Raw genomic sequence first — 21232 nt, 5'->3', positions numbered from 1 at the left:
TTTTCTGATTGAAAAAAGATCATGGAGTGATATTATTGTCAGCGTTTTAAATGCAATGGAGTCACTATGAAGCTAAAAACAATCATGATCGTATTATCCTCTAGCCCTTTTTTACTATTTGCAAATATTGAGGGGCAACCACAAGACACACATAATGTTCCCAGCGGTTTCTTTATGAGTGCGGCAGGTGGTGTGGCGCAAACTCAGTCGTATTATGAAGACTCATGGGTGACGATTTGGGGTAATACCAGTCAAAACATCACATTTCCAACACAAAACAAAGGGGCTGCAAGTGTTTCTATGGGCTATCAGTGGGGATTTGGTCAAAGCAATACTTGGAAAAATATCTATATTGGAGTCAGTCTTAATTATTATTATTTTGGCAAGGCGATTGATCCAAATGCGAGTAATTACAGCAATGGTCAGGTTGTTAAAACTGAATATACCCAGTTAAGTGGTGGCACTGTTGAAGGCTTTGTCGGTATGTATCTATCTTCCCCGTTAAGTGCTGAGCTTGGTTTAGGTGGCGGTGCAGCGGCTGATGGTCAAGGTGCGCTTGGCGTCTTTAAACTTAAACTCGCCTATGATATCACTCCAGGACTTAGTATCTTTGCACAATACATTAGTGCAGGTTTTACAACCTTTGGTTTTGTTCCATTTGGTTTTGCAAATGCGGTTGTTAATTCAGGTATTAGTGTTGATTCTGAGCAAGTGGGTATTCGCTACGTATTTTAATGTATGATTTGAATGTTATTTTAAATCATTTATTGTCTTAATAGTTGTAAAATTACTAAATTGTTATAAATATTATTTTCCTTAATTTTCCCTTAATTTTTGTGTATAAAAATGCCCTTTACTTGATTGAGAGTATATGGGGGCGTGCTAAGTCTAGTAAATAGCAGATTTTATTAGGCAATGCTGGAGTTTTTATGTGTATGAAAAGCACAAACAATACAAAAGATACAAAAAATATAAAAAGCACAAAAATTAAGGAGCTATTATGTTTAAAAAAATATCACTAGTCGTTATATCTTCATTGGCAGTATCATCGATAAGCTACGCAGCAAGCGCACAAAATACAGCAGCAGATAACGATAGCAAAGCAAACACCATTAATAATATCAATGTACAGCCTGCTATGAGTGCTAGCGATACGGATAATGATCAAGACTCAAAAGCGCCATATGGGTTGGTGCTCGGTGTGCAAGGCGGTTATGGTAAAGTAGCAGATATTGCACGCACTGATCTTAATAATGCCAGCAATGGCAATGTCTTTGGTGGTGCCATTGTCGGGTTTGATTTTGCTTTGAGTCATACAATTTCATTTGGTGTTGAATCTGGCTATGACTATGGTTATCACATTATCAAAGACAGTAATTCAAATCTAAATTACCAGATGATTCCTGTACTAGGTACTTTGAAATTCACTTTACCATTTGGCTTACAATTATTCGGTAAAGGTGGTATGGCTTATGTTACAGAGCAAACTAATATTGGTGGTACAGGGTTCTCGGCAACCTCCCATGCGTGGAAACCAATAGCAGCAGCAGGTGCTGCTTATACTTATGAGAACTGGACGGTGTTTGCCCAGTATCAATATGTATTTGGTGATAGTGAAGTCAATAACAAAGATCAGGTTAGTAAATTTAATGCATTAACCGCAGGTGTGACCTATACTTTCCCAATAGCTTTTTAGTGCGAAGATGAAATGATTTTTTATCGTGTTAACTAATCCCTGCGCGAATCAGACCACCTAGGTCATTTTCAACAAGGAAGTTTTCTAAATAAGTATGTACCTCTTCAGTGGTGGCAAGTTTTAATACTTGTTTTAATACATTGCGACACTGCTTTTTAGTGACAGATCGTAATACGTGCTTGACCTTAAGAAGTACAGAAGCGTTCATGCTTAAGCTATCAAAGCCCATGCCGATAAGAAGTGCGGTGGCAATTGGGTTGCCGCCAAGCTCACCGCAGAGTGAAATTTCTTTGTTGTGTTTTTTGGCTACTTTAACCAAATGGTAAAGTGTGCGAATCATTGCTGGATGTAGTTGGTTGTATAGGTTAGCGACTTTTTCATTGGTGCGATCAACGGCTAATACATATTGTGCCAAGTCATTTGAGCCAATGGATACAAAGTCAACCAGACTAATTAATCGCTCTGCAAGTATAACTGCAGCTGGAACCTCAATCATGATGCCAATACGTGGTTTATCAATATCAAACCCTTCTTCAATGACTTCTTTGTAGGCTTGGCGAATAAGCTGTTTTGCTTCTTTGACTTCCTCAATAGTTGTAATCATTGGTAGCAATATATGCAAATTATCATGATGTAAACTGGCTTTAAGCATCGCTCTTATTTGCATTAAAAAAAGGTTGGACTGATCAAGCAGCATGCGAATGCCGCGCCAACCAAGTGCCGGATTCTGTTCTTCTTCGTAGAAGTAGGGTAATGTTTTGTCCGCGCCAACATCTAGGGTTCGTAAAACAGCAGGTTTATCAGGGAATGTTGATAAAATTTGCTGATAAATAATGCGCTGCTCATCCTCACTGGGGAAGCGCTCACGAATCATAAAGGGAATTTCAGAGCGATATAGACCAACGCCTGCGGCTCCTTGGCTTAAAGCTCGATCCAAGTCAGCAATTAAACCGACATTTGCTTTAAGTGTTATTTCATGACCATCAAGTGTTTCGCTCGATAAATCCTTAAGCGCTTGCAGTTCAATGGCTTTTTGGTTTTCATGCTTGATTAAGCGTTCATAGGCTGATTTAAGCCCTTTAGCAGGTTGAATATATATGCGACCAACATAGGCGTCAACAATAACTTCTTTGCCATCAATAAAGCTAATCGGTAGTGCCTTGATGCTTGTGACAAAAGGAACAGACAAGGCTTTGGCTAGAATCGCAGCATGAGAGTAAGAGGAGCCGTGCTCCGATATAATTGCCTTTAAGCGTCCTTTGGGTACTTCAGCAATCATCGATGCAGTAATTTCGCTAGCAACAAGAACAGTATCAACAGCGTAGTGACTTTTCTTTAGAACTTTATTCTCAAGTGCCAAGAGGATACGCTTGCCTAAATCACGAATATCACTAGCGCGTTCGACAAAATAAGGCTCATCCATTTGCTCAAAAATCGTGGCTTGCTCGATGACAACACGTTTAATCGCGCTTTGCAACCAAACGCCTTGACGAATATAGTCAATGATGGCGTCATAAAAACGACTACTGTCTATCATTTGCAAATAGGCTTCAAATAACTGTGCTTCTTCACTACCTGCAAGGAGCGTAACACGTTGGAGCATCTCCTTTAAAGACTCTTTGACATCCTTTACTGCACTGATAAATAAACGTTCTTCATCGTCTGATTGAGTTGGTTTATCAGGAATTTCTTCAATGTCAGTAATGTTATAACGCGCAACTGCAATGCCTTTTTGTACGCCATCATTGGCGCTAACGCCATCAAAGTACATCGGACTTTGTGGTTTATATTCAATTTGCTCGGACACATCTTCAATATGGATGGCGCGATTTAGTGGTAGCGATAAATTAGCACACAATGTTGCAACATCAGTTTGTAAGCTTTCAGTAATCTTGTCTTTATCATTGAGTTGTAGCGCAATAATGGCAATAACATCACCTTTATGAACAACGGGAGCCGCTAGCAAAGATTGTAAGCGCTTGCGTGAAAGTGTTTGCAGAACACTATAGCTTGAGGTCTTTGACATATCGGTAATAATAAGTGCCTCTTCACGCAAAGCAACTTTACCTAGAAGATCATCTTTGGCACTGATGTAGATCATGCCAGATCGCAGTGTTGGTACTAAAGTTGAAGCGCTTAATGTGTAAGTGTGTTCGGTTTCATCCAAAATAAAAACACTGCATGCATCAACACTAAGCACTTTACATGCTTCTTTAGCAAACATTGATAATACAACATCAAGCTCATGCTTAAGCTCAACGATTTTAACTAAAGACTGCCACAGCATGATAGTTACTCGCGAGGCCAATCTTTAAGCACGGGAAAGAAATGTTCAAGTGCCTTTTGATAAACATGGCGCTTAAAAGAAACCACTTTGCCGGCTGGGTACCAATAGTTAACCCAACGCCATTCATCAAATTCTGGTTTGTGACTGGCATTAAGATTAATTGCACTATCGGCAGACTTTAAACGCAATAAAAACCATTTTTGTTTTTGACCAATGCACAGTGGGCAATTTCTTCTAATTAGCGACCTGGGAAGTCGATATCTTAACCATGTTCTTGTGGCAGCGATCACTTCAACATCATAAGGCATAAGTCCTACCTCTTCTTTGAGCTCTCGATACATTGCTTCAATCGGTGTTTCTCCGGAATTTAACCCACCTTGCGGAAACTGCCATGAACTTTGGTTGACGCGACGACCCCAGAACACTTTGTTTTGATCATTCATAATAATGATCGCCACATTTGCTCTGAAACCTTCTTGATCTATCACGATCATTTCCAAACCTAGTACTATCCTGTCGTTTAGCATACCGTAAAGATGGTAACTTTTCCTTGAAAATCTTGCTAAATTTTGCAAAAAAACTCTGATAGAATAGATTGCGGTAAAACAATCAACCAAATCTCAAGGAGCGTTATTAGTATGTCTGACTTTACACATTATCAAGCCATGGTTAGTGAATATGGGATCGAATTTGTCGATCTGCGTTTTACCGACACAAAAGGCAAAGAGCAACATGTTACCATTCCTGTACGTGCTGTTGATGAAGATTTCTTTGCTGATGGCAAAATGTTTGATGGTTCATCTATCGAAGGCTGGAAGGGGATTAATGAGTCAGATATGATTTTGATGCCAGACGCATCAACGATGTTAATTGATCCATTTTTTGAAGCGCCGACATTGATTATTCGTTGTGATATTTTAGAGCCAGCAACAATGCAGGCCTATGATCGTGATCCACGCTCAATTGCAAAACGTTGTGAAACTTATATCAAGTCAACTGGCATTGCTGATACGGCATTTTTTGGTCCAGAGCCTGAGTTTTTTATCTTTGATGATGTGACTTATAAGTCAGATATGGAAGGTTCTGAGTATAAAATCAGAAGTAATGAATCCGCATGGAGCACCAATGACCTGCATGGTGGTCGCAATAATGGACATAAACCAGGTGTAAAAGGTGGTTATTTCCCAGTGCCACCAGTTGACTCGCTGCAGGATATTCGCTCAGAGATGTGCTCTATTTTGGAAGAGTTAGGTCAGGAAGTCGAAGTCCATCACCATGAGGTGGCAACGGCAGGTCAATGTGAGATTGGCACAAAGTTCTCAACATTAGTAGATAAAGCCGATCAAACACAAGTCTTTAAATACGTAGTACACAATGTGGCAAATGGTTTTGGTAAAAGTGCGACGTTCATGCCAAAGCCAATTCCTGGCGATAATGGCTCAGGTATGCATGTGCATCAATCGCTGTCAAAAGAAGGTAAAAACTTATTTGCAGGCAATGGTTATGCTGGACTTTCAGAAGAAGCGCTTTACTATATTGGCGGAATTATCAAGCATGCTAAGGCATTAAATGCATTTACTAACCCATCAACTAATAGCTATAAACGTTTAGTTCCAGGGTTTGAAGCTCCTGTTTTATTAGCGTATTCAGCACGTAATCGCTCGGCATCTATTCGTATCCCGTTTGTTAATAGTGAAAAAGCGCGTCGCATAGAAGTGCGTTTTGGTGATCCTATGGCAAATCCATATTTAGCATTCTCAGCAATGATAATGGCAGGAATTGATGGCATTAAAAACAAAATTCATCCGGGTGAGGCGATGGATAAGAACCTATATGACTTGCCGCCTGAAGAGCTTATTGATATCCCAACGGTGGCAGCATCACTAGAAGAGGCGCTTGCTGCTTTAGATGAAGATCGTGAGTTCTTAACCGCAGGTGGCGTATTCTCAGATGATATGATTAATGCCTATATTGATCTGAAAATGGAAGAAGTGCAGAAGCTTAATATGACACCACACCCTGTTGAATTTCAAATGTATTATAGTTTGTAATGATCTCCATCAGGACTCACTAAGTAATAACTCAAAGATAAGTTGAGCTTTAATTACTCCTCTGACCCGCGCAGCTTAAGCTGCACGAGCAGTCCCGCAAGGGGAGAGGTAATAGCTGACGCAACTTATTACTAAGCTTTTTGCTATGGATAGCAATAAATTTGCTTTATCAGACCTATAATTATTTAAATTGCTGTCAAGCTTGCAATAGGTGAGTAAATCTCTACAATCGAGCAATAAAATTTCATTCACACATTGGGAGTGTCCGCACATGGATATGACACAACTGTTTGTTGATTTATCACGTGGTCAGTTTGCATTTACAGCTATATTTCATTTTATTTTTGTGCCATTGACACTTGGGCTGTCATGGATGCTTTTTATTATGGAAGCGGCTTATGTCAAAACGGGCAAACAAGTATACAAAGATATGACTAAATTTTGGGGTAAACTTTTTGCGATTAACTTCGCAATGGGTGTTGTCACTGGAATTACCATGGAGTTTGAGTTTGGTCTAAACTGGGCATATTTTTCGCGCTTTATTGGCGAAAGTTTCGGTACGGTATTGGCCATTGAGGGCTTGACTGCTTTTATGACTGAAGCCACACTGTTTGGTTTGTTTTTCTTTACCTGGAATAAAGTCAGTAAAAAAACACATTTGTTGATTACTTTTTTCTTGGCATTGGGTACCAATTTGTCGATTGTTAATATCTTAGTCGCAAACAGTTGGATGCAGCATCCGGTAGCAACATTCCTGAACCCTGAGACAATGCAGATGCAATTAACGAGCTTTGTGCAAATCTATATGCAGGAGTTAGCACAAATTCGCATTGGGCATGTGGCTTTTGCCGGTTACTTAGTGTCTGCGGCATTTGTTGTTGGGATTAGCGCATGGTATCTCTTACGTAAGAGAAACACAGGGTTTGCGATGCGTTCACTTGCTGTGGGGCTTGGCTTTGGTCTATGCTCTTCGATCTTTATCTTCTTCTTGGGTGATGCTAATGGTCTTGCCGTTGATAAGTATGAACCAGCTAAAATGGCAGCAATTGAAGGACAGTGGGAAACACAAAAAGCACCTGCTGCTTGGTCAGCTGTTTCTTTGCCGTCACAAGCGCATGAGAAAAATTATTTTGAAATTCAAATTCCATGGATGTTGAGTTTAATTGCAGGACATAGTTTGTCTGCAACAGTAGAAGGGTTAAAACCCATTATGCGCGAAAATAAAGAACGCATTTATGATGGCTTGGTCGCATTAAAAGCATTGGAACAGATCAGAAATGGCAAAGGGACAGCTCATGATTTTGATATTTTTGATCCAAAAAATCCAGAGACCAAAAAGTATCGTGATAATATTGGCTATGCCTTTATATTGCAGGCACATGCCAAAGATCCGCACAATGCAAGTGCGGCAGAAGTGGCTAAGGCTGTTAAGGATACTATTCCAGAAGTCTGGCCAGTGTATTGGAGTTTCAGGGTCATGCTAGCCTGTTGGGCCATTGTATTTTTTGTTATGGTTTTTGGTGCTGTGCATGTGTTGCGTCGCACTTTACTAAAATATCGTTGGTTTTTGTGGTTGGCAGTACTAGCCATTCCATTGCCTTACATTGCAGCTGAGGCAGGTTGGATTATTGCTGAAATGGGGCGACAACCATGGGTGGTGCACGGCATATTGCCAACGAGCATGGGTGCATCGACCTTGGCGTCATGGAATATCGTGGTGAGTCTTGCCTTTTTTGTATTGCTATATATTGGGTTATTTGTCATTGAATTAATAGTGATGCTCAAGGTTGCACGCAAAGGACCAAAATCGCTAGGTAATGGCAATTATGATTATAAGGAGCATAAATAATGTTATTTGATTATATGACCTTGCAAATTATCTGGTGGGCGATTATTCTTTTGGTCCTTATTCTTTATGCGGCAACTGCGGGATGTGACTTCGGTGTGACGATCATGATGCCATTTATGTCTAAGCATAAAGACTTTAAAGATAACGATGTGGAAAGACGCTTAGCATTAAATACCATTGCGCCGACTTGGGATGGTAATCAAACGTGGATTGTCATTGGTGGAGGTGCGCTATTTGGGATTTGGCCAGCTGTTTATGGCACGATTTTCTCAGGGCTATATCCCGCTCTGCTATTAGTGTTATTTACCTTTTTCCTGCGTCCACCGGGGTTTGATTATCGCAGTAAACTTGATGGCGATGGTTGGCGTAAATTCTGGGATTGGGGACTTTTTATCAGTAGTTTTATTCCGGTACTTATTTTTGGTTTGGTTCTTGGTGCGCTATTTCACGGGTTACCATTTTATCATGATGATTTCTTATTAAGATCGGTATATGCCGGTAATGCCTTTGCTAGTGTATTATCACCTTTTGCTATTTTGTGTGCCTTGTTGGCATTAAGCATGGCATTAATGCATGCTTGTTTGCACTTAAATCGTCGTTTGGCAGATGAGCTGGGTTCGCGTTTTCGTCGTTTATCGAATCTGTTTATCATCATTAATATACTTCTTGTCACGATAGGCTTAATTATGTTGGCATATGTTATTCCTGGGATGATTATTACCGACACGCCAGCAAGTCTTGCGTTTAACACACAGGTTGATGTAGTTACCGGTGGTTGGTTGCATAACTATGCTGTTCATCCATGGATGTGGCTGGCGCCTATTTTATGCTATGTAATGCTATTACTTGCTGCCATTACCAAAGAGAAAAATGAAACACTGGCTTACTGGTGTTCAGCCTTGGCAATTGCCGCAATTATGTGCGCTGCAGCATTTGCATTATTTCCATTTATCGTACCATCTAACTGGGTAGGTGCTAATGGTTTTGGCAGTCAGAGTTTAACGATTTGGAATGTGTCAGCCTCTGAATATAGCCTGATGGGTATGCTGTATATTACGTTTGCATTTATGGTATTGATTGTCGCTTATAAGCTTTGGGGATTTAGTGCTGCATGGCGTGGTAAGTCTAAGCTTGATAAAGATGATTTAGAACAAAACAGTCATACATTCTACTAACTGGGTCAACAGAGGAATTTACTATGTGGTATATCACAATTATCATTATGTTAGCGATTTCAATGTATGTTGCTTATCGTTTTACACTGTACGTTGATGAAAAAATTGAAAAAGGGAAGTATAAAGAAATCAGTGATGACCCAAATCACGCAGCTAATAAAGGGGATCATCCTGATAAAAAAGGATAAAAAATAAAATATTTAAGATTAGGCTTTGATAATGCCTTGTGTTCTTTCTTGATGCTCTTGAATTTCTTTGGCTTGCACCGATAAAGTCGCTGTCGGACGTGCTAGTAAACGCTGCACACCAATTGGCTCACCAGTCAGTTCACAATATCCATACTCGCCATTTTCAATATGCTTTAGTGATTCATTAACTTTGCGTAATAACTTGCTTTGGCGATCGACAGTACGTAAATAAAGTTGCTGCATCTCCTGTGAGGTAGCAACATCATTTAAATCGGTATTACGTTCGGATTCAGCCAAGCTTTTCTTTGCATCATCAATCGCTTCACTTAACTCTTGTTTTTGCTGAAGCAATAGTTCCTTGAAAAAAGCCAACTGCTCTTCATTCATATATGCATCTTCGGGCATATTTAGTAGTTCTTTTTCTGTCAGCATAGCGTGTCTCCATTAACGAGTTAGTTTTTTATTAGGGCGTTTTTATATCATAAAAAATAACCTATCACTAATAAATTTACTGCATATAACTAAAAAAAGTAAAACTTAGTCATTTAGTCAAGAAAAGTTCTAAAGAAATGGTTAAATAAGTCAATTAGCAAGAGCATTTAGTTATGATAAGTATGTGCTATGGTCAATCTGTTTTTCACTCTTGGCAACCACCGCAGTAACTGAAACGTCACCTGTAACATTAACAGCTGTTCTGACCATATCAAGAATGCGATCAATGCCGATAATAAGTGCAATGCCCTCAATCGGTAAGCCGACTTGGGTTAATACCAGAGTTAGCGTAATTAAACCAATACCTGGCACGCCCGCCGTACCAATTGAGCTTAAGGTAGCGGTGAGTATGACTATAAGGTAAGCGCCTAAACTTAGGTCAATGTTATATATATGTGCGATAAACACGGTAGCCACGCCTTGCATAATGGCGGTACCATCCATGTTGATGGTAGCACCCAAAGGAATGGTGAAGCTTGCAACTTTATTGTTAATGCCAATCTCTTTTTCAGCGGTTTCTAATGTTACAGGTAAGGTCGCGTTACTACTTGCTGTAGAGAAAGCAAATAATTGCACGCGCAGCATTTTCTTAAAGAAGATAATGGGGTTAAGACGTGCTAATACTCCTACCAGAATACCATTGGTAATAAAAAGATGGATAAACAGCACAACCAGTACGGTAAAGAAGTAACCCAATACATAAATAAATTTATTAAGGTCAGTGGTGATAACAAGCTTAGCAATCAGAGCAAATACGCCATAGGGTGTTAGTGCGATAATAATGCTCACCAGTGACATAATTACTTCATTGATATCATCAAACCAGTGCTTGATACGCGTTCCTGCATCTTTGGCAAAATTTATAGCAATCCCAAATAATAGTGCAAAGACGATGATTTGTAATAGATGCCCTTCTGCTAGTGAGTTAATAGGGTTGGCTGTAAATAAGCTTAAAATGGTTTCTAAGAAGCTTTGTGCAGGTGCTGCATGAAAGCTTAAGTTTTGCGTTGAAATATTCGCACCCTTGCCAACTTGAAACAATATTGACACAACAATTGCCAGTGTGATGGCAATGGCAGTAGTGCAAACATATAAAATAATGGTTTTGCCACCAATGCGCCCTAAGGTCTTAGGGTCGGCAACGTTGCTTGCACCACAAACAATGGATACAAAGACTAATGGAACGACAAGCATTTTCATTAAGGTCAGAAATATTTGACCCACGAGATGCAGTACCCCACCGCTGATATAGGTGTTAACCCAATAGCTATTAGCAAATGGGTGAAAAATAAGTCCAACGATAATGCCTAATGCCATGCCAATTAAGATGTTGCGAGTGAGTTTTTTGTTTGTCATTGTTTTGCCTCCTAGCTTTGTAACTTCCATTTAGCACTATAGTGGAAAAGTTATTTAATGCAAAGAGAGCTACTGTGGATGCTTTCGTAACCAAATCCAGATAAAGGGAATCAGGATAATGATCATATCAGCAATAACGATGGTAGTAACATAAGCATAAATGTTTTGTATATGTGAAAAAGCCGGAGGAAAAACACCCAAGAAAATGCCACATACGCAAGCAAGGACACCAAAAATACAAATGGTATTTAAAAGCAGATTGTTTTTGGCACCAACATGAAAAATTCGCTCAATATGCGGTTCTTTATAACGCAAGCGCATGGCAGCAGCAAAGACCAAAATCCACATAAAAACGGTAAACTGTGAGGTTAATGCGATCAATAATGCAAAGGCAGATTGAATCGTCGGCATAAACAAAAACACAAAGGATAGTAAGCTGCCAATAAGCCCTTGAATCAACAGCACATTAGTTGGCATGTGGTTATTGTTAAGCTTAGCAAAAGCTTGAGGTAAAAGTTTCTGTTGAGCGACCTCTTGCATGGCGCGAGCAGGTCCTAACATCCAAGTGCTAAGGGCTGCAATCATGCCAATAACAATCAGTAGTGCAATAAAACCTTGAAACTCACCGAGACCGGCAAGGTTAAGTACGGCACTAATTCCTTGAATTAATCCGCTCATCGGATTAATCGAGTTTTGAGGTGTAATAATTACTAAGGCAAGGGTTGAGATAATCGACAGTAGCACAATAATCACAATTGATAAGATCATTGCTCGGGGAATGCTGCGTTTGGGGTTTTGCACATTTTTCACATGAAAGCTTGTTGCTTGAATGCCTGAGTAGCTTGCCAAAGTTTTGACAAATAGCGCGAAAGTCACAAATGATAACTCGGGTAACCAATTATGGAAGTGGTTAAAGTGGGCATTGTCTTGTCCCATGATCAGAAAATAAATCGCACCAGCAAGTAACAATACACCAGGCAAAATCATGCCTAAGAGGGCGCCGATGACATTCAGAATAACAATTCGGCGCATGGGCAAACAGTTAAACAGGGTTAATAACCAGAAAATGGCAAGCATAGTAAGGCAAAGGGTCAGCTTACTATGCTCGATCTGATCAAAGCCAATATAAACAATGGTTGCGGCAATTGCTGAGAGGCTTGCTGGGAAGCTTATAACGTTATTAAACCACTCCATCCAGATTGCGATTAAGCCAGTTTTTTCGCCAAATGCGCGCTTAACCCAAGTGTATACGCCACCATTGTCTTTCACCAGCATGCCACCTAATTCAGCACATACTAGAGCGCTCGGAATCAAAAAAAAGATAGCAGCTAAAAGGTAAAAGAAAATAGAGACCAGTCCAATGGTCGCCATAAAGGCAATCGAACTTAGACTAATGATTGCAGTGATGTTCATGAGTGTCAATTTCGACACCGTAAGTGTTTTATCGTAAGACATAAATTTAAATACGCTATAAAATATTAGGCGCTATCTTGCCGTATAAAAAATAAATAGCAAGCTGGAGTATGCGTTAGTTCTTTTTGCTATATCCTTTGCAACAAGAAACTCTGTAAAGTGTTTTGTGATGAGTATATAATGGCTTTTTGAATTTTTGATATGGATTAAGTTAATGGCAAACAATGCACTTGACATGGTAGCTGACAGTAAAGAAACAAACGAGTTAAATAGTTTTCAAGCGTTGTGGCGTAAGATTGAATCATGCGAGCAGAGGAATGCAAAAGCGGTCATAAAGGTTGATAAACTGTATAGTGATTACCAGTCAATTTTGCTGCCACATGAAAAGCTTTATGCTGCATCACACTGTAAGTTGGTGGGGCATTTGTTATCATTCGTTCCCTCAAAAGATTTAAAGAAGAATGATAAGTTATCGTTGTTAGAGTATCTATCAGATCATTTTGATAAGATGGAAAGTACACCGCATTTATATGACTCATCAGAATTATCAAAGCTTCAAGAAAAGAATGATAAGTACTATCAGAAATATTTTGCCAAAGAACTTAAAGAAGATATCGAAGCAGACTATGATGAGCTTAAGGGTATGCTAAGTATGGCTTTGGGTGAAGATATTGACTTGCCAGATGAGGCATTAAAGGAAGCGATTATTGCTGGAGATTTTGGCAAAGTTGAGTCCTTATTAGCAGGGGTTAAGCAGGCATATGCTAATAAACGCTCAGAGGAAAAAGACGATGCTTGGGATGATTATGAATTTAATTACTATCGTGATGAGGATGATGAATCATCAAAAGTTACTGAGATTTTTAAAGCAAGCCAGCTAACTAAGATGTACAAAAAAATTGCGAATGTTATTCACCCAGATAAGGAGCAAGATCCTTTAAAGAAAGAGGAAAGGCATCAGCAGATGCAAGCGCTTTTACTAGCTAAAAAGGAAGCTGATGTATTTACTTTAATCAAAATGTATCAAGAGTTTGTGCCAGATGGTGAGTATTTCTTAGATGATAGTGCGATGGCGCATATTGAGCATCTTTTGCAGATGCGGATCCAGAAGCTTAATCGAGAGCATAGAGAGATATTTAATGCGCAGGGTCATAAGTCTTTTATATGGAAAGAGTATTCGCTAACGAGTAAAAAGAGGACGTTAGAAAAAATGAATCAACATATAGCTGAAATTAAGCAGCATATAGCGATTCTGGACGATAAGATAAAGACGTTGGATTCAGCTAAAAAAGTAAAGAAGATGTTACAGAGCTCTTATTTTTAGTGATGACTTACTTCTGCATATGTGTTTGTTTGGAATAAATCCAGCAATAAAAAGTGGCTAAAATAGATGAAATTCGCTAGGCTTTAGCTTACTTTTGATTAGATGAAATGGATTGGGTTTATGGCAAGGCGTGTATTACTGCTATTGGTTACATTGATTATTATTTTGGGTGGTGGTTATTATTTTTTTGGTGCGCATGATAAGGGAGGTAACAAAACACAGCAGGTTGACTTAAACTCGATAGACCCAGCAGCTCAAGAATTATACCAAGCTCTGCAAACTGCGAATTTCGTTGAGCAGGGCTCAAAAATGGCAGCGCGCAATATGTATGTGATTTTTGATCCAAATTGTATTTTCTGCCATGCGTTATTTGCAGCAACACAACAACAAGTAGATGCGGGCAATTTAGCGATTCGTTGGGTGCCCATTGGCATTATCAAACGCTCAAGCCCGTTAAAAACAATGGCAATTTTAAGTGCGAAATCACCGCTTGATGCATTAAAGCAAAATGAAGATGGTTTTAATTATGCTAAAGAAGAAGGAGGTATCACGCCAGTGACCAGTCCAACGAGCAAACAAATTGAGCAATTTAATCATAATATGACGATTTTAAAGGGGTTAATTAACTCAGTACCTGTCGTGGTTTATAAAAATGCAGCAGGTCAAGCAAGAATCAGTGGTGGTGCGTTGCTCCCCTTAAAAGCCGATAATGCAGCATTGACAGAGAATGAACAAAAAGTCGATGTATTTATAAACAGCGTTGCTAAAAGTTGGTAAATAGATGATCGTATTTGTTATTTATGCCGTTATATTGGCATTTTTCTGGGTTAAAACCTTAACCTCAAGCTGTAGCAGTGATGATGACCATGAGATCAGCCACTTTCTTGAGCAAAAGTATCTTAAGATTAAACGTTATAAGCAATATGGACTGTTGTATATCGTGACGTTATTTTATCTGGTGTCTGTTTCAATGGTGTCAGCACGTTATATGCCGATAGAGAAGCAAGTATTTACAAATACCGCCTCACAGCTTAATCATGCGTGGCAGGTAATGCTTAATTTTCCTTGGTGGTTGCAGTTGTTATTTTTTATCGCACTGGTATTGTTTGTTGGTATGTTTGTATTACCTTTAGCTAATTACCTAAAAGATAAGAGGCGTGATAAATCATGACTGGTAAGTATTATATTGGTATTATGTCTGGCACCAGCATGGATGCCATTGATTGCGTTGTCGTTGACTTTAAAGATGATTCATTTAGCCTCAAAGCACAGCAAAGCTTTACTTATCCCGCTGAGATTAAAGCGAGAATTAAAAATATCTTTGCGCAAGATTATCAGCTATCATTATTTGATTTCGGTGATTTGGATTATCAATTAGCCGAAAGTTATGCGCAGTGCGTGAAACAAATGCTGACAGCAAATAAGCTCAATGCAAAAGATATTGTTGCCATTGGTTGCCATGGGCAGACAGTTTATCACCAACCGCAAGGCGTGCGTAAATTCAGTATTCAGTTAGGTAGTGGCAATGTGCTCACAGCGCTTACAGGTATTCCAGTTATTGATGACTTTCGCAATAAAGACATGATTTTTGGCGGACAAGGCGCGCCTCTCGTGCCGGCATTCCATCAAGCATTCTTTGCCGATAAAGATACGCCGCGCGTCATTCTAAACTTAGGTGGCATCGCTAATATTACCTGTCTACATCCTGATAAACCTCTCATTGGTTTTGATACAGGACCCGCTAATACCTTGATCGACCAATGGATTAATAAGTATTGTGGTGAAGTTTATGATCAAGCAGGTAATTGGGGGCGCGGTGGTATATTATTATCCGAATTGTTAGATCAATTAATGCAAGACCCTTATTTTGCGCAAAGTGCGCCGAAAAGTACGGGGCTTGAGTATTTTAATCTACAATGGCTAGAGAATCATTTGTCTACCGATGAGCATATACAAGATGTGCAAGCAACCTTGCATCACCTGACAGCTCGTTCAGTTGCTGAGGCTGTTTTAGCTTATCAAGCAGATACTAAAGCGCTTTATGTCGCAGGTGGTGGCGCGCGTAATGAGTTCTTATTGAGCCTGCTTCGAGAATATTTGCCAGATATCAATGTGCAGACAATCAGTGCTTTGGGCGTTGACGAGGCATGGATTGAATCGATTGCCTTTGCGTGGTTTGCTTATTGTCATATCAATAAGATAAAAATACCATTCTCAGCAACAACAGGAAGTAACAAAGATGTTATTGCAGGAAGTTATCACGCTTGCTAGTGTAGCGTGATATGACCACTGCTCTTAATGGGTATAACCAAACTTTTGCTGCGAATAATTGGCCAACTCGTAAGCATTGTCCCCTGTAACTTCAGATGAGTTGTAAGCAGGTTGGTTAATCGCCCAGAACATGCTGCCGCCATACGGTATGCTCGCGATATAATCAATCACGGACTTGTCCACCGTCATGCCCTCCCAGACACCGCCTGCTGCTTGACCACCGGGCTCAAAGCCCATCACAATTTTCGATTTATCAATATGTTGAGCAAATGTGTCAAATATATCTTTGTATACAGGTATTGACCATGTTTGACCATTAGGCATGTCATTTGGACCTACGTCATACGCCATAATATTGACCCAATCGACAACGGCATTAAGTGAGCTGCCATGTGCTTTTAACCAATTGTTAATCGCTAAACCTTCGCCATCAGATGCGAAGTGTGAGAAACCATAGTCGCTTGCATTTTGCATAAAGGCATTAAAGCGAGTTGTGTAACCGATTTGTTTATCCTGCATGCCTGCTTTATCAAGCGCTTGTCTTAGTTTTAATAAGGTTTCAGCCAATGTATCAAGTTGCTGCTTTGTGATCGCTTGATCTTGACTTAAGTGCTCCCAATCAAAATCAACACCATCTCCAGAGAGTTTAAGTAACTCAACAACTTTATTGACAAAGGTGTCAATTTGCTCCGGTTTAATCGTTTTTGTTAGATCTGACCAACCACCAATTGCCCAGATGAATTTACTCTTGTTGTTATGCACTGCTTTGATTAAGGCATCAATTTTAAGCTTTTGCCAGTTGTGTGGATTCTGCCACGCAGGATCAGTGGTTGTCATAACATCAATCACATTAGCTTGTGTCATTGATTCATAAATTGCCTGACCATCCCAATAAGCAGCTTGAGGGTTGTCTGGATTAGGGGATTTAGCAAGGGTTAAGAAGGAATAAAGTACATGTGTATACGGCTTAATGTCATTGCTGTAATAAGCAGGGTCATTAACATTGGTTGAGCCTTGTGGGCGCAGTGCACCTTTCCAGTTTTCCCAATAACCAGTAATAAACTGCTTAGTTGTCGGTACCGGTGATTTATTAAATGCTAATGCCACCGCTGTGGTTTTGTTTTCACTAATTGAAATAGTTTGTGGGTTATCAAGACTATAGCGATAACCATCTACGGTAAATGTATTAGCAGTGACATTATAGGATTGATTGGCTGGTAAACTAATTGTTTTATCTTTAGGTGTTTCTAGATCATACGTTTCTTTATCTTCACCTGTGAAATAGATTGTCGCACTATGACCATCAAGTCCTGTGGCACTAACTTTAGCCGTGCCGGTAGGAATTGGTGCTTCCGTATAGGACATCTGGATGGTTTTATGTCCTTGGTCCATATTAATATCAGCTGCCGATTGACCGTCAAAGGTAAAGCTATATTTAAACAATGAACCGGTCACCGGATCAGCACTCAATACATAATCAGTGTTTTTATCTAAAACAAAGGTTGATTTGCCATTCCAACTAATTTCTTGATGTGAAATATTATGAGTCTGTTTATTTAAAAGGTTGACTGTGACACTATCATGCGTGACATCAGTTGGTTGTGCTCGATGCAATGTGACAATAAGCTCAGCACTTTGATTCTTGTAAGATACTTGTGCGCTTGCTTGTGGATGGTCTTTTGATAGAGTCACAAGGCTAGGAATCATCGTGATCTCTAGCGCTTTACCATCAACAGTGGCTGATGCGCTTAAGCTATATTCGCCATAAGGGATATCTTTGATCGTAGCGGTTGTCGTAAAATCAATGGTTGTTGTGTAGCCTGTATCTTTACCGGTAATGGTGATTTTGGTATTGGTAGGCAATGGATCAGAGCCTTCAGCGATGCTGAAATGCATTTGACCTTTTTGCTCAATTGGCGTGTCACCATGTGGATAAAAAGCAGATGAAATAATACTCTCACCTTTAACGGGATTGCTGCTCCAAATCAACTTAGCATTGGCAGGCATTATTGTCTTTGGCTTCCACCATTGACTTTCCTTTTGGAATTGATCAAATTTAAAGGTGGTTACTTTATTATCATCAAGTTGTGTCATACTGTTGGTTGTGGCAGGCCAAGCGATATCAAATGTTGGAGATAAGATATAGGCGCTAGCATAAGAAGTGTTGGCAGTGATTTTAAGCTCGGCATCTCTTAGGTCAATCTCTTTATTGCAGAGGTTAGTCAGTGTCAAGCTCGTTGCTTGCCATGGATCTGGGTACTGTGTTCCTGATGTGAACTGCACTTGCATACAGCTTAGTGGCTCAGGTGCAGATAAAGCAAATGCAGAGCTACTTAAAAGGGTGGTTAGTATCGCACTTGAAATAAGTTTCCTTGATAGTGTCATGATGTTTCTCCTTATGATTAATTTGATATGTTATTTGTTCCATTCACAAAATGATTGCAATGAGTGTATTTGTTTTTTTGACTATCTTAGTGAGCTTTTTACACCATCTACCCAACTCCAGCCTTGATAATCATCGGAATTTAAAATCCAAGTCATTAATCCACCGTACTGACTGTATTGCTTCAATCCACCTTGAGTAATGTCTTGATTGATGTCTTTTGGATTGTATAGACCAACTCCTGAACAACTGGCATCAGCTAAGCACTGTCCTTGTCGATAAGCTTGCTCGCTTACACTCTTTGCTTTGTAGTTTGGTACGCCTAAAATAATCTTGGTATTTAGAGGTACACTAAAAGCATTCTCTGGCACACCGTGCATTTCAGCACGTGTTTGAGGACTTAATAGCTTGAATGTCATTGATAAGAATCCAGTATCAAAACCTTTTAAACCAGCAAAGTTTGCACCACCATATTGGTTGTATGTTTGGATGAAAACAGCGTCAAAGTTAGCATGTTGCATAAATTCTTGTGTATACATTTGCTCAGCAAATTTTGCACTGCCTGATGCCCATTCACCTGAGCCATACCAACCAGAGATTTGAGGCGCAGCTGTTAAATACAAATTTTTACCAGTTTTTTCGTTGAAAGTGGCTCTCATGGCGTTGATATAATTGGTAAGATTTTCATCAGTAGCAGTTTCATTTGGGTGCTCGACATCGATGTCAAGTCCATCAAAGTGATGATCTGCTAAAAACTGCCCCATTTTTTGCCCTGCAAGCCTTGCTTTGTCACCAGTTAAATCAGGGTCAAAGTAGTTTTCAGCGCCACCTATAGATAATAATGCTATGCCATTATGATTATGGATAACATTGAGTTGGTTAGGAAGATCTTTGAGCATGCTGTCTAAGAAGTTTACCAAAAATGGCTCACCATTGGTTTTTTGCCCAGCAAAGGCATAAACAAAGACATTATAGCCTTTCTCAGCGGCTGTTTTAATCATCGCAGTTGTTGTCGCTGGTTGACTCTGCCATGGAGCATCATATCCTCTGACATAGCCGACAATGGCTTGATCTGGCCATTGATTGCTGACTTGGTGATAGTTGATATTAATAGATTGAGAGTTACCTGAAGCGACAAAGCTTGTTGGTGTAATATCGGCACCATAGCCAGCAATCGCTGATAAAGTAACTGTCCATGTTTGACCGTCTTGTGGAATGTCGATGTCATGTGGATCGTTATTATTTATTTCAAGTGTCCTTGTATCACCTTTATTATTTGCTAGTGTCAGCGTGGCTTTTTTGCCCTCTGGGAAATTACTAACTGTAATTGAGACTTGTTCACTTGGTTGCACTTTTTGGGTATAAACAACTTGAGCATTGGTTGTTTTGCCATTATTAACGGTTAATGCATACGGTGATTCTGCTGTATAAATAAATCCATCATCAACATACTCTTCCGCTTCTAATGTATAAACTTGACCCTCTTTGGTTGTTGGTAGATTTTGAATAAGTGTCGCTTGATCAAAGCTTAACGTGCCTTGATCGATGATTTTGCCTTCAGTATTTTTTAGTTGATAACTGGGTTTGATAGCATGAGACCCCGGTGTCGATGCCTTGATTTCAATGTTACCTTCTAGAACAGGTTCGGGTGCTTCATAGCTTATCTTAACCGTCTGAGTTTCATTGTTGGATAATTGAAATGTGCTCGGTGTTGCAATTCCTTTGCCTTTTTCTAGTGCAGGGACATTAACGTTGAAGTCTGCTTTTTTTCCAGCAAATTCAACATGTAGTTGAGCCGTTTTTCCCCATGGGGTGTCACGGACTTCACCAACCAATGTGCTGTTTTCATAGATTTGTACTATGGCTAGCTTTTGTCCCTCAAGATAGGTTGGTTTTTCTGGGAGTTCAACCTCAACAGTGCCTTTAGATTTTTCCTGTGTATCTGCGCTGATGGTGATGCGTGCAGTTTTGGCGCTAAATGCAACGCCAGGCGCGTTAATGCCAAAATTTAAGTCGTTTGACCAAGTGTTAACGGAGTTGATTTTACAGACTGTTTTGAATTGATCCAGATTGCTACAATTCCCTAGGGTGAGTGATCCCCAGCTTGAGCTAATTCCCGTTGTTGCAATAGAGGTTTCTATTGTTAATTTATCACCTGATTTAACACCAAGCGTGTCGGCGTTTACAGGTAAATCAACCCCTTGATACCATCCACCTTGTGGAATGTTGATGCTAGCTGTATAACTTGAGGCATAAACATTTGCCGATAAGCAGGTGGCAAATAATAGGGTCAAGGATTTAAATTTTGGCATGGTAAGCTCCTGTTTTATTCATTTATTTATCTACACTTTCTTATTAAGTAATAATTCAAAAATAAGTTGAGCTTCAATTATTTCCCTCAACCGTGCAGCTTATTCTTGATTCCTTACTATGTGTCCTTTGAACTAAAGTAAGTGCGTCATTGCAAAATGCTAGATTATTATATAAGCTGCCATACAGGCTGTTTAGTGTACTAAGTCTATATTGTGTGTGCGTATATTGATCTTTTTTATTGAGATAATGACTGTGTATTGATCGTGATAAATATGGGCAATTGACTGTAATGTTCTATCCTCATCTCAAATCATATTTAGAATGTTTCTGCAATTGAATTTAGAGGTACTCAGTAATCAGTCAATAAGAAGTTATGTTTTAATTTCCTCCAAGCTACACGAGCAACGTCCAAAGGCGAGAGGTGTTAGCTGCTG

17 protein-coding genes are annotated in these 21232 nt (G+C 39.6%); 10 read left to right on the top strand and 7 right to left on the bottom strand.

Annotation, left to right across the window (positions count from 1 at the left end):
* The first annotated feature begins 66 nt into the window (after window positions 1–66).
* Both ACZ5V8_RS10685 and ACZ5V8_RS10680 read left to right on the top strand, forming a co-directional pair.
* The gene (locus ACZ5V8_RS10685) at window positions 67–735 is read left to right on the top strand and encodes a hypothetical protein (RefSeq protein WP_464217756.1); all 669 of its coding nucleotides are present in this window, start codon (window positions 67–69) and stop codon (window positions 733–735) included.
* A gap of 265 nt (window positions 736–1000) precedes the next feature.
* Window positions 1001–1696 (top strand): outer membrane protein, encoded by a 696-nt coding sequence (locus tag ACZ5V8_RS10680; protein ID WP_464217755.1) that lies wholly within the window; start codon window positions 1001–1003, stop codon window positions 1694–1696.
* Between the two features lie 28 nt (window positions 1697–1724).
* On the opposite strand, the gene ptsP is transcribed toward ACZ5V8_RS10680, so the two are convergent.
* Both ptsP and ACZ5V8_RS10670 read right to left on the bottom strand, forming a co-directional pair.
* Window positions 1725–3983 (bottom strand): phosphoenolpyruvate--protein phosphotransferase, encoded by a 2259-nt coding sequence (gene ptsP / locus ACZ5V8_RS10675; protein ID WP_464217754.1) that lies wholly within the window; start codon window positions 3981–3983, stop codon window positions 1725–1727.
* 5 nt (window positions 3984–3988) lie between these two features.
* Window positions 3989–4471, bottom strand: a complete 483-nt coding sequence (locus ACZ5V8_RS10670; protein ID WP_440617835.1) for an RNA pyrophosphohydrolase — start codon at window positions 4469–4471, stop codon at window positions 3989–3991.
* 150 nt (window positions 4472–4621) lie between these two features.
* Between ACZ5V8_RS10670 and glnA the strand changes: the two genes are divergently transcribed.
* The 4 genes from glnA (at window position 4622) to ACZ5V8_RS10650 (ending at window position 9246) form a co-directional block, all read left to right on the top strand.
* Window positions 4622–6034 carry a glutamate--ammonia ligase gene (glnA, locus tag ACZ5V8_RS10665; RefSeq protein ID WP_464217753.1) on the top strand — a complete coding sequence of 471 codons (1413 nt, stop codon included), beginning with the start codon at window positions 4622–4624 and terminating at the stop codon, window positions 6032–6034.
* 271 nt (window positions 6035–6305) lie between these two features.
* Window positions 6306–7883, top strand: a complete 1578-nt coding sequence (locus ACZ5V8_RS10660; RefSeq protein ID WP_464217752.1) for a cytochrome ubiquinol oxidase subunit I — start codon at window positions 6306–6308, stop codon at window positions 7881–7883.
* The gene (cydB, locus tag ACZ5V8_RS10655) at window positions 7883–9058 is read left to right on the top strand and encodes a cytochrome d ubiquinol oxidase subunit II (protein ID WP_464217751.1); all 1176 of its coding nucleotides are present in this window, start codon (window positions 7883–7885) and stop codon (window positions 9056–9058) included. The genes ACZ5V8_RS10660 and cydB overlap by 1 nt, the downstream gene beginning before the upstream one ends.
* Window positions 9059–9081: 23 nt before the next feature.
* Window positions 9082–9246 (top strand): hypothetical protein, encoded by a 165-nt coding sequence (locus ACZ5V8_RS10650; RefSeq protein WP_440617830.1) that lies wholly within the window; start codon window positions 9082–9084, stop codon window positions 9244–9246.
* A gap of 18 nt (window positions 9247–9264) precedes the next feature.
* Here ACZ5V8_RS10650 and dksA read toward each other — a convergent pair whose 3' ends face one another.
* The 3 genes from dksA to ACZ5V8_RS10635 all read right to left on the bottom strand — a co-directional run bounded on the left by dksA (window position 9265) and on the right by ACZ5V8_RS10635 (window position 12549).
* Window positions 9265–9678 carry an RNA polymerase-binding protein DksA gene (gene dksA, locus ACZ5V8_RS10645; protein WP_117001483.1) on the bottom strand — a complete coding sequence of 138 codons (414 nt, stop codon included), beginning with the start codon at window positions 9676–9678 and terminating at the stop codon, window positions 9265–9267.
* 171 nt (window positions 9679–9849) lie between these two features.
* Window positions 9850–11094: a dicarboxylate/amino acid:cation symporter gene (locus ACZ5V8_RS10640; protein WP_464217750.1), complete on the bottom strand. Its 1245-nt coding sequence runs from the start codon at window positions 11092–11094 to the stop codon at window positions 9850–9852.
* Window positions 11095–11163: 69 nt separating this feature from the next.
* A complete protein-coding gene (locus tag ACZ5V8_RS10635) occupies window positions 11164–12549 on the bottom strand; it encodes an APC family permease (RefSeq protein WP_464217749.1) in 1386 nt (461 codons plus the stop codon).
* A gap of 172 nt (window positions 12550–12721) precedes the next feature.
* Here ACZ5V8_RS10635 and ACZ5V8_RS10630 point away from each other — a divergent pair, with 172 nt between their 5' ends.
* The 4 genes from ACZ5V8_RS10630 (at window position 12722) to ACZ5V8_RS10615 (ending at window position 16102) form a co-directional block, all read left to right on the top strand.
* Window positions 12722–13831 carry a hypothetical protein gene (locus ACZ5V8_RS10630; protein WP_464217748.1) on the top strand — a complete coding sequence of 370 codons (1110 nt, stop codon included), beginning with the start codon at window positions 12722–12724 and terminating at the stop codon, window positions 13829–13831.
* 120 nt (window positions 13832–13951) lie between these two features.
* A complete protein-coding gene (locus tag ACZ5V8_RS10625) occupies window positions 13952–14608 on the top strand; it encodes a hypothetical protein (RefSeq protein ID WP_464217747.1) in 657 nt (218 codons plus the stop codon).
* A 4-nt stretch (window positions 14609–14612) separates the two neighbouring features.
* Complete coding sequence (locus ACZ5V8_RS10620; RefSeq protein ID WP_464217746.1) at window positions 14613–15002, top strand: hypothetical protein; 390 nt, start codon at window positions 14613–14615, stop codon at window positions 15000–15002.
* Window positions 14999–16102 carry an anhydro-N-acetylmuramic acid kinase gene (locus ACZ5V8_RS10615; RefSeq protein WP_464217745.1) on the top strand — a complete coding sequence of 368 codons (1104 nt, stop codon included), beginning with the start codon at window positions 14999–15001 and terminating at the stop codon, window positions 16100–16102. Before ACZ5V8_RS10620 ends, ACZ5V8_RS10615 begins: the two co-directional genes overlap by 4 nt.
* A 24-nt stretch (window positions 16103–16126) precedes the next feature.
* Here ACZ5V8_RS10615 and ACZ5V8_RS10610 read toward each other — a convergent pair whose 3' ends face one another.
* Window positions 16127–18487, bottom strand: a complete 2361-nt coding sequence (locus tag ACZ5V8_RS10610; protein ID WP_464217744.1) for a glycoside hydrolase family 18 protein — start codon at window positions 18485–18487, stop codon at window positions 16127–16129.
* Between the two features lie 81 nt (window positions 18488–18568).
* A complete protein-coding gene (locus ACZ5V8_RS10605; protein WP_464217743.1) occupies window positions 18569–20797 on the bottom strand; it encodes a glycoside hydrolase family 18 protein in 2229 nt (742 codons plus the stop codon).
* Between the last annotated feature and the right edge of the window lie 435 nt (window positions 20798–21232).

The organism is Cysteiniphilum sp. GTC20157 (genome assembly GCF_055396795.1).
This window is presented reverse-complemented; position numbering and strand designations above follow the sequence as displayed.

What these genes read in the sequence shown, in the direction of transcription:
- ACZ5V8_RS10685 (WP_464217756.1), top strand. Translation starts at nt 67, where the DNA reads ATGAAGCTAAAAACAATCATGATCGTATTATCCTCTAGCCCTTTTTTA.
- ACZ5V8_RS10680 (WP_464217755.1), top strand. Translation starts at nt 1,001, where the DNA reads ATGTTTAAAAAAATATCACTAGTCGTTATATCTTCATTGGCAGTATCA.
- ptsP (WP_464217754.1), bottom strand. Translation starts at nt 3,983, where the DNA reads ATGCTGTGGCAGTCTTTAGTTAAAATCGTTGAGCTTAAGCATGAGCTT.
- glnA (WP_464217753.1), top strand. Translation starts at nt 4,622, where the DNA reads ATGTCTGACTTTACACATTATCAAGCCATGGTTAGTGAATATGGGATC.
- ACZ5V8_RS10660 (WP_464217752.1), top strand. Translation starts at nt 6,306, where the DNA reads ATGGATATGACACAACTGTTTGTTGATTTATCACGTGGTCAGTTTGCA.
- cydB (WP_464217751.1), top strand. Translation starts at nt 7,883, where the DNA reads ATGTTATTTGATTATATGACCTTGCAAATTATCTGGTGGGCGATTATT.
- ACZ5V8_RS10650 (WP_440617830.1), top strand. Translation starts at nt 9,082, where the DNA reads ATGTGGTATATCACAATTATCATTATGTTAGCGATTTCAATGTATGTT.
- dksA (WP_117001483.1), bottom strand. Translation starts at nt 9,678, where the DNA reads ATGCTGACAGAAAAAGAACTACTAAATATGCCCGAAGATGCATATATG.
- ACZ5V8_RS10640 (WP_464217750.1), bottom strand. Translation starts at nt 11,094, where the DNA reads ATGACAAACAAAAAACTCACTCGCAACATCTTAATTGGCATGGCATTA.
- ACZ5V8_RS10635 (WP_464217749.1), bottom strand. Translation starts at nt 12,549, where the DNA reads ATGTCTTACGATAAAACACTTACGGTGTCGAAATTGACACTCATGAAC.
- ACZ5V8_RS10630 (WP_464217748.1), top strand. Translation starts at nt 12,722, where the DNA reads ATGGCAAACAATGCACTTGACATGGTAGCTGACAGTAAAGAAACAAAC.
- ACZ5V8_RS10625 (WP_464217747.1), top strand. Translation starts at nt 13,952, where the DNA reads ATGGCAAGGCGTGTATTACTGCTATTGGTTACATTGATTATTATTTTG.
- ACZ5V8_RS10620 (WP_464217746.1), top strand. Translation starts at nt 14,613, where the DNA reads ATGATCGTATTTGTTATTTATGCCGTTATATTGGCATTTTTCTGGGTT.
- ACZ5V8_RS10615 (WP_464217745.1), top strand. Translation starts at nt 14,999, where the DNA reads ATGACTGGTAAGTATTATATTGGTATTATGTCTGGCACCAGCATGGAT.
- ACZ5V8_RS10610 (WP_464217744.1), bottom strand. Translation starts at nt 18,487, where the DNA reads ATGACACTATCAAGGAAACTTATTTCAAGTGCGATACTAACCACCCTT.
- ACZ5V8_RS10605 (WP_464217743.1), bottom strand. Translation starts at nt 20,797, where the DNA reads ATGCCAAAATTTAAATCCTTGACCCTATTATTTGCCACCTGCTTATCG.